Genomic DNA, 7,729 nt, shown 5'->3' on the forward strand with positions numbered 1-7,729 from the left:
CAAGGGCGGACCGGGCACCGGCAAGTCGGTGGTGGCCATCAACCTGCTGGTGGAGCTGACAGGGCGCGAGATGATGACGCAGTACGTGTCGCGCAACTCGGCCCCTCGGGAGGTATTCAAGAAGAAGCTGACCGGAACGCGCAAGAAGACCCACATCGATAACCTGTTCAAGGGCTCGGGTAGCTACGTCAACGCCGTGCCAGACACCTTCCATGCCCTGATCGTAGACGAGGCGCACCGTCTGAACGAAAAGTCCGGTATGTATCAGAACCTGGGGGAAAGTCAGATCAAGGAGGTGATGGCCGCGTCACGCTTCTCGATTTCTTCATCGATGAGGCGCAGCGGGTGACGCTGAAGGGAAGCCGCTAAGAGCGATGTGTTCGATTATATTGAGATGTTCTACAACCCAAGGCGCCGCCACAGTACGAGTGATGACCTGTCATCCGTCGAGTACGAGCGGCGCCATTTCCAGAGCCTGACGGGTGTCTAGAATATCCGGGGCGATTCAATAATCTGTTCTGGCGATTTACGGACTTATAGCTCCGGCGCTAACAGCATGGTGGAGAGCTTTAATGGCCGTCACAGCGATATGGCGACTCGGTGTTATGCCTCAGGCGAAGATTTAAAGCGGATGCTGAAATGCTACAGCTGGTTACTCAATCACAACATCCCGAAGAAGGCGCCGCACCCTCAATTGCTGATTGCAACGACTTATGAATGGCGGGGCAAGTGGTCTGGGATATTGCCAAGCGAGTAGTCAATTACATGATACCCGATATGTAGCCTTAGAAAAATAGCGTATTATGCTCAGATAGTTTCACGAAACTCTATATCGAGTATGGATAAGAAATTCTTAGATCCTGCTTATTTCGTCTAGGAACTGGGCAACATCGCTTATGTGGGGGGTTTCTCCATTTTTCCTTAAGTGGTAATTAAATAGTGTGTGTTGAATTTCGGCACTGGAACCAAGCTTTTCTTTATCCAGGTGTTCAACAAGCAACTCTTTGGCTTCTTGGTTTGATAGTGAATGGGCATCACTATATCCTAGGGCTTCTAAAAAAATTGCTTCGGGACATTCCATGTGAATGTTAAAGACATTTTCCTTTGCTCTTCTTATGTAATTCATACAGCCTTCCTTATCATTTGACTTGAGATGTAATGGCTCGCAGCAAAATGCTTCTTTTATTTTATCGAAAATTTCTTCCGATTCCATGGTTTCAAGCTTTTCAAGGTCGAGGCTAACTTTTGGTTTTTTGTCCCCATCTAATATATAGTAAACCTCTCTTTTTTCTTTCCCATGTATGGGTAAGAGATATTTAAAAATTTCATCTCCACCGCTTGAAGGTAAGTCCAGGCTTATACTTTCTTTCTGCCAGTCTGATAGCTCATCGAGAGCCACCTCAACTAGCTTCAAAAGTAATTGATCCTCGACGATGACAAGTTTTTTATTATCGGGGATATGGCCTATTCTGTGAAAGGCCATGTGGGGATGTGCAACCTGAGATATAGCTGTGCTCCCTTCATCCGTTTCTAGGAGTGCATAAAGGGCTTCCTTTGGAAGCGACTGAGTTATTGTAGGTGAATGCGTTGAAATAACTATTTGGTAATGCTTTTCTATTACTGTCCACAAAAGAAAACGTATAAGATTCTCTTGTGCTCCAGGGTGTAATGATGTTTCAGGTTCATCCAATAGGACTAGGCTATTTTGTTCACCATTCAGTAATTTTATTACTAAGTTTACGACAGCTAGCTCTCCGCTACCAGCGAAAGCTTCTGAATATTGCCCATTTTCTGTCTGGAATATGATGCTTAGGCCACTCTCTTTTTCGTAAAGTCGATGCTTCAAATATGTTGCGCCGACATATTTTTTTCCCAATATGTGGTTTATCCATATAAGCTCGCTTTCGGTTAATGGTCTGTTGGTAAAAACGGACTCTACCCCGCCTGGTTTATAAGATTGCTTTCCTTTAGAAATTACTTTGCTTATTTTTGTTGCACTTTTTTTTATTTTTTCTATCCGCTCTTGTATTGTTAGGCCAGTGTTGTTTACATGGAATGCTCTATCAAAAGCACTAAACTGGTACTTAAAGCTAATGTAAATGGGGGCTCTAAAGGTAGGATACCACCGGTCCGCTACCCGAAATTCTCTTTTCTTTTTCAGTATATTCTTTAGGGATGGCTTGCATTCCATCTGGTCTTGATACCCTAGCAGGCTCCCAGTAAGATTCATTTCTCTTGCGCCTTATTTTTTTGGTCTCGACGTGTTTTGATATATCTCTTATGAGATGAGCATAGAAGTATCTATTTGCTCCTTTATTTTTCCCTTCTTCAATCGGATCCAGAGTAGTAGAAAACCAAAAACGGCTAGTGCTGAAGTTGTATGGCATTCCATATAAAGCATGTAGTATTGAAGATTTACCAGACCCATTAGGCCCTATTATAGCTGTTACAGGGAAATTAAAGTCTATCCTTGCCCCATTTTCAAGGTTTTTAAAATTGGGAAATACGGCATATTTTATATACTTATCAAGCTTGTTATTTTTGCATAATCTAGTTGCTATTTCAATATAGCGATTAAGGCTCTGTGCTGTTGGCTCTTTTCTAGCTGGCATTCCTGATGACCTTTACTATTTCCGCTGCGTGGGCCTTAATGAAAGGTGGCGGCAAGGCGTTACCTATCATCAATCCTAAGGACTCTTTCCCATGCTTTCTTATAAATTTGTAATCTTTAGGGAACCCTTGTAATAGAGAGGCTTCCCTAAGAGTTACGGTTCTATCTTCATCAGGGTGTAAGAACCTTCCCTTTGAAGGGTTGTGGCAACCACTGGTAATTGTTGGGGATTGAGAATCCCATTTCATTCTTCCATAGACATCACTAAACCCAGAAAAGGAAATGTGGCACTTAAGTACCAAGTGCTCAGGGAGGTCTTTTCTACTTCCCCCGTCTTTAGGAATATTTTTTATTATTTCTTTAACTTGGTTCGTTCTTTTTTCGGGGATTGTATGTATATCATCCTTGCTTTCGCTTGGTGATTCTAATCCGCCAATGATGCTGGCAACAGTTTCCTTCATCTTTATTTTGTCGGCAAAGACTGGATCTTGAAGCTTGTTTGCTAGTAGTATCAGCCTGTTTCTACGCTGAGCTACTCCATAATCTGAAACATCTAATATCTTATAACTAACTTTATACCCTTCTCTGCGTAGAGAGGATACGAATTGTTTGAATCTATAGTGCTTTTCTAGTCCCGGGACATTCTCTAGCATTACTGATTTTGGAGATAAGTGTATTACATAGCTAAGAAAGTTATCGATTAAAGCGTTTCTTTCATCTCTGCTGGCTCGCTTATTGCGCGTTCGGAGAGTCGAGAATCCTTGGCATGGAGGACAGCCGGCTAATAGGTCAAGTTTCCCTTTTTCTATTTTTAGTTTGTTTGAAAAACATTCGGGGCTTATTCTTCTAATGTCGTCTTCAATTAGTTCAACTTCTGGATGGTTGAGTTTGTAGGTCTGGCAAGCCTTGGCATCGAATTCCAAAGCGCCGATTACCTTAACTCCTGCTTGTTTGAGACCTTCTGTCAACCCTCCACAGCCGGAAAAAAAGGTCTACTGCATTTAGCGTCTCACTCGTCTGGTGCATTTCGATCTTCGTAGCCCTAGTTTATCCTGCTATACTCTCTATATAGCTAGCCCAGCAAGGATACCCTAATTTTTCTATCGGCAAAAGGGTACTAATATGTCATCAGCCTGCCCCCACCTGGGACTTGCTAGCAAAACCTAGCTGTAGGGAACTCATCCCAGTGTGTCGTCCAGCGATGCGTACGGTTGACGCCATGCAGATCCAGGGCCGCCCGTCGGCATGTCCAAGCGTGCACTTACATACCGTACCACGTCCCATCCTATGGTTCAGTTCGTCCATGAGATCAATGAGGCGCATGTTACGTGGATGGCCTACCTCGCTCTGCTGTCAACGCCAGTGAAGGTTGTCCGCTTTTCATCAATCCAGATTGTCCGGTTTCTGTCAGTGCTCTTTCATCGGAACAGATTCAGGCTCGTGTGAGGTTTCGTCCTCCTTCGTCGTCGGTGTGGTCACCAGGCCAGCTCGTCGCTTGTCCTTCAGTCGGTAGCTCTCGCCTTTGATGTTCAGCGTGGTCGAGTGATGCAGCAGCCGATCAAGGATCGCCGTGGCGATGACCTGGTCGCCAAAGATCTCGCCCCAGTCCATGAACGACTTGTTCGAGGTGAGGATGGTGCTGGCTCGCTCATAGCGCCGGTTGATCAAGCGGAAGAACAGGCTGGCTTCCTCGCGGGTCATCGGCAGGTAGCCCATCTCGTCCAACACCAGCACCTTGGGGTAGGTCAGCTGCTGGAGCTGCCGATCCAGGCGATTCTCCTGCCGTGAACGCATCAGGGTGCTAACGAGTCGATCCAGGGTCATAAACAGGACGCGGTGACCGGCTTCGGCGGCTTTCACTGCAAAGGCGACGGCCAGATGTGTTTTCCCGACGCCGGGTGGCCCGAGCAGCACGACGTTTTCACCCCGCTCGACAAAGCCAAGGCCGGCCAGCTCCCGCACGATCTTGTGATCGATACTGGGCTGGAAGCTGAAGTCGAACTGCTCTAGGGTCTTGATCCACGGTAGCCGGGCCTGCTTCAGGCGTGACTCCAGGCCCTTCTGATGACGCCCGCCCCATTCCTGTAACAAGGCCTGTTCGAGGAACTCCCGGTAGTTCAGATCTTGCTTGCTGGCGTGCTCGCAGAGGCTGTCGAGCGACGCCTGGAGATGCTCCATCTTCAGGCGATCAAGTAGCTGTTCCAGGGCCATCACAGCACCTCCTCGTAGGCGCTCAGGTCGCGCTGCTGCACCGCTAGGGTCTGCTGCCAAAGAGCAGCATGATGCTCCGGCACGGTGTTCCAGCCTGCTTGTGGGGCCTGTAGGCGGTGATAGGCGATGGCGTCACCGGCGGCGGTGTACACCGTCAGCTCGTCATCCAGGCTGAGGCGGATCACCACCGCCTGGCCGCAATAGCCGTCGGGCACGCTGTAACGGTTGCCGCGCACTTCGATGTAGCCGTCCCAGCCGACCTGGCGCAGGTCGTGGTAACGGGTATCGAAGTCTGTTCCCGGCAGCGGCAGAAGGGCCTCCGCTTCAGCGATATAGCGTTCGGCCGGGGTCTGACGAAACTGCCGTAGCAGGCGCTGATCAGCCACCCGTTCAAGCCATAGCAGGAGCAGTTGGTTGAGGTGGGCATAGCTCTCGAACTGCCGGTAGCGCTGGAAGAAGTGCTGCTTCACGTAGCCGACCATACGTTCGGTCTTGCCCTTGGTACGCGGGCGTTGCGGGCGGCACGCCTTGGGCGTGAAGCATAGTGATTGGCCAGTTGCAGGAAGCCGGCGTTGAAGACCACCCGTCGGTCGCGATCGTGCTTGATCACCGCCGCTTTTTGATTATCGACCAGCACCGTGCGTGGCACGCCGCCGAAGTGCCGGAAGGCCTGCACCAGCGACTCGTAGGTGTGCTCGGCATCCTGGCTGAACGCTGCCCAGGCATGGAAGCGCCGCGAATAGCCCAGGGTGTTGACGGCGAAATTCACCTTGCCGCACTGGCCGGCCACAACGGTCTCGATCTCGCCCCAGTCATGTTGGAGCTGGAAACCAGGCTGAGTCTCGAAGCGCACGGTCTGCTTGCTCGGCCGCAAGGCTCGTTTGGGCTGGATATACGTTCGCACCATGGTGCTACCACCGGTGTAGCCCTGCTCGCGGATCAACTGGAAGATCACCTCGGCGTTCCAGACGTTATCGGCCAGCAGCTGATCGATGATCGGCTTGTAAGCATCCAGCTTGCTCGCTCGCCGCATGGCCGGTCGTCCCGTTGGCGCTGACTCGCGGATCAGGTGGCGCCGCACGGTGCGCTCGCAACAGCCGATCTGATGGGCAATGTCCACGAGGTGAGCGCCTCGCTGGTGGAGTTGCTTTATCATGAGAAAGTCCTCTCGGCTCAGCATGGCTCGATCTCTTGTAGGCTTCGTCACCAACAAGGGAAGGCCATGCGGGTCGGGGGGACAATCTGTTTTGATGATCTACGGACTTATAGCTCCGACGCCGACAACCTGGCACTCCATGTCGACGAGCGGGATCGGAGCGTAGCGAGAGTTGCCGGAACAGAGGCAGGCCACATCGCCGCGCAGCTCATAGCGCTTGACGGTGATCTCACCATCGACCATGTCGACGATGATGTGGCCTGGGCGGGGCTCGATGGAGCGATCGACCACGAGAGTGTCGCCTTCCTGAATGCTCAGGCGCTCCATACTGTCGCCCGTTACCGCCAGGAAGAACGTGGCCGAGGGGCGCTTCACGAATCCCTCATTCAGGTCGAGCGTTCGGCCTTCGTAATCCTGGGCGGGCGAGGGGAAGCCCGAGAGGCCGAAACGGCAGTGCCAGGGTGAGTGGGGCGGGATGTGCTGGGATGAGTCTCTCTGGCGGCATGAGTGACGCCCCTCTAGATAGCTGTGATTTTATACAGTATTATCTATGAGGCCTGCCACAAGCAACAAGCAGTCGCTAATGGAAATTAGCCGCTGAGTGGTTGTCAGGGAAGAGAGATTAGGCGGGTCTTACGTGTATCCCTTTGGATCGCTCGGTGACGACAAGCCTATGCGACCTGGAATGAGCCAGGCTAGACGCTAAGCAATTTTGATGGCAGTGCATTGGTTGGCAGCGGGCTGCGGAGCGCCCTGTCCGCGAGGAGATCAGCAAAGAGGGCGAATCGATTGCAGACATTTGATGTTCTTGTTCAGGTGAGCTGCCTGGCTCAGCCAGAACACGGCCCATTCAGGTATGGTAATGCTAGCCCCACGAGGATAACCTGGTATCATACGCCGTCCGGAGACGGCTGCGTCCGATAACGGGTTCCGTCACGGAGAAATGCAAGGCTAGGAAGAGCGAAGCTTGGTGGTCGGGATGGCCACTCCTGATACAGATTGACGGCTTGGATCAGTTCAGGAATGTCGGATAGTTGCTTACGGCAGTGCTTGAAGCCGCATTCCCAGACCACCAGGACACGCCATCCCAACTGCTTCAATTCTTGGCATGCCCGCTGGTCTCGGCGGACATTTGCTTCGAATTTGGCCTCCCAGAATGACGGCCTGGTGCCGGGGGTCGTGGCATAGAAGCAGCCAGCATGCCTGTGCCAAAAGCAACCATGTACGAAGATGACTAGGTTATGAAGCGGCAGGACGAGATCAGGCGACCCCGGCAGATCCTTGCGGTGAAGCCTGAACCGATATCCTTGGGCGTGAAGGTACTTGCGCAGAGCAATTTCGGGATGGGTGTCACGGCCCTTTATCGCCCGCATCATGCGCGAGCGGGTCGAACTATCGACAACATCGGGCATGCTTATAGCCCCCCCACTTTCCAAGAACGAATTGCAGGTTATCATTGATGACGAAGCCGATTCACGTAGTTGACCTCTTTGCGGGGCCGGGCGGCTTAGGCGAAGGCTTCAGCTCGATACGGAAGTCCGACGGCAGTCGTCAATTCCAGACACTCGTATCCGTGGAAAAAGATCCTGCTGCTCATCGTACTCTGACCCTGCGTGCATTTTACCGGTTGCTGCATGACAGTGGCATGGGGATGTCAGCGTATTATGACTACCTGCAGGGAGGCGAGCACCCTTCATGCCGCTCCGACGTGCAGCATCTATGGAAGCAGGCTCAAGAAGAGGCACTTTGTC

The 7,729-nt window shown here is 51.3% G+C and carries 6 protein-coding genes and 4 pseudogenes; 3 read left to right on the forward strand and 7 right to left on the reverse strand.

Annotation, left to right across the window (positions count from 1 at the left end):
* Both Q427_RS13695 and Q427_RS30155 read left to right on the forward strand, forming a co-directional pair.
* The coding region (locus Q427_RS13695; RefSeq protein ID WP_043514782.1) for a DNA/RNA helicase domain-containing protein at positions 1-349 on the forward strand (349 nt) is incomplete at its 5' end.
* Positions 350-355: 6 nt separating this feature from the next.
* Positions 356-490: pseudogene (locus Q427_RS30155) on the forward strand (IS3 family transposase); the annotation flags it as partial.
* A 363-nt stretch (positions 491-853) separates the two neighbouring features.
* Here Q427_RS30155 and Q427_RS30160 read toward each other — a convergent pair.
* From Q427_RS30160 to Q427_RS30180, 7 genes and pseudogenes are all read right to left on the reverse strand, one after another.
* Positions 854-2,191 (reverse strand): ATP-dependent nuclease, encoded by a 1,338-nt coding sequence (locus tag Q427_RS30160; protein WP_197030642.1) that lies wholly within the window; start codon positions 2,189-2,191, stop codon positions 854-856.
* Positions 2,109-2,612 (reverse strand): ATP-binding protein, encoded by a 504-nt coding sequence (locus Q427_RS30165; RefSeq protein WP_081785997.1) that lies wholly within the window; start codon positions 2,610-2,612, stop codon positions 2,109-2,111. Before Q427_RS30165 ends, Q427_RS30160 begins: the two co-directional genes overlap by 83 nt.
* Positions 2,602-3,588: pseudogene (locus tag Q427_RS30170) on the reverse strand (DNA cytosine methyltransferase); the annotation flags it as partial. The gene Q427_RS30165 and the pseudogene Q427_RS30170, both read right to left, overlap by 11 nt.
* Positions 3,589-4,018: 430 nt before the next feature.
* The gene (gene istB, locus Q427_RS13705) at positions 4,019-4,825 is read right to left on the reverse strand and encodes an IS21-like element helper ATPase IstB (protein ID WP_155833570.1); all 807 of its coding nucleotides are present in this window, start codon (positions 4,823-4,825) and stop codon (positions 4,019-4,021) included.
* A pseudogene (gene istA / locus Q427_RS30175) lies at positions 4,822-6,002 on the reverse strand (IS21 family transposase). The gene istB and the pseudogene istA overlap by 4 nt, the downstream one beginning before the upstream one ends.
* Before the next feature lie 75 nt (positions 6,003-6,077).
* Complete coding sequence (locus Q427_RS13720; RefSeq protein WP_043514786.1) at positions 6,078-6,455, reverse strand: LexA family protein; 378 nt, start codon at positions 6,453-6,455, stop codon at positions 6,078-6,080.
* Positions 6,456-6,868: 413 nt separating this feature from the next.
* Entirely contained in the window at positions 6,869-7,435 is a 567-nt protein-coding gene (locus tag Q427_RS30180) for a very short patch repair endonuclease (RefSeq protein WP_331280639.1), read from the reverse strand.
* A 2-nt stretch (positions 7,436-7,437) separates the two neighbouring features.
* On the opposite strand from Q427_RS30180, the pseudogene Q427_RS34075 reads away from it, so the two are divergent.
* Positions 7,438-7,729, forward strand: a pseudogene (locus Q427_RS34075) (hypothetical protein); the annotation flags it as partial.

It is taken from the genome of Halomonas sp. BC04 (genome assembly GCF_000568385.1).

Bases quoted from the DNA above. Each gene is read 5' to 3' on its own strand.
- Q427_RS30180 (WP_331280639.1), bottom strand. From the start codon at position 7,435: ATGATAACCTGCAATTCGTTCTTGGAAAGTGGGGGGGCTATAAGCATG.
- Q427_RS30160 (WP_197030642.1), bottom strand. From the start codon at position 2,191: ATGGAATGCAAGCCATCCCTAAAGAATATACTGAAAAAGAAAAGAGAA.
- Q427_RS30165 (WP_081785997.1), bottom strand. From the start codon at position 2,612: ATGCCAGCTAGAAAAGAGCCAACAGCACAGAGCCTTAATCGCTATATT.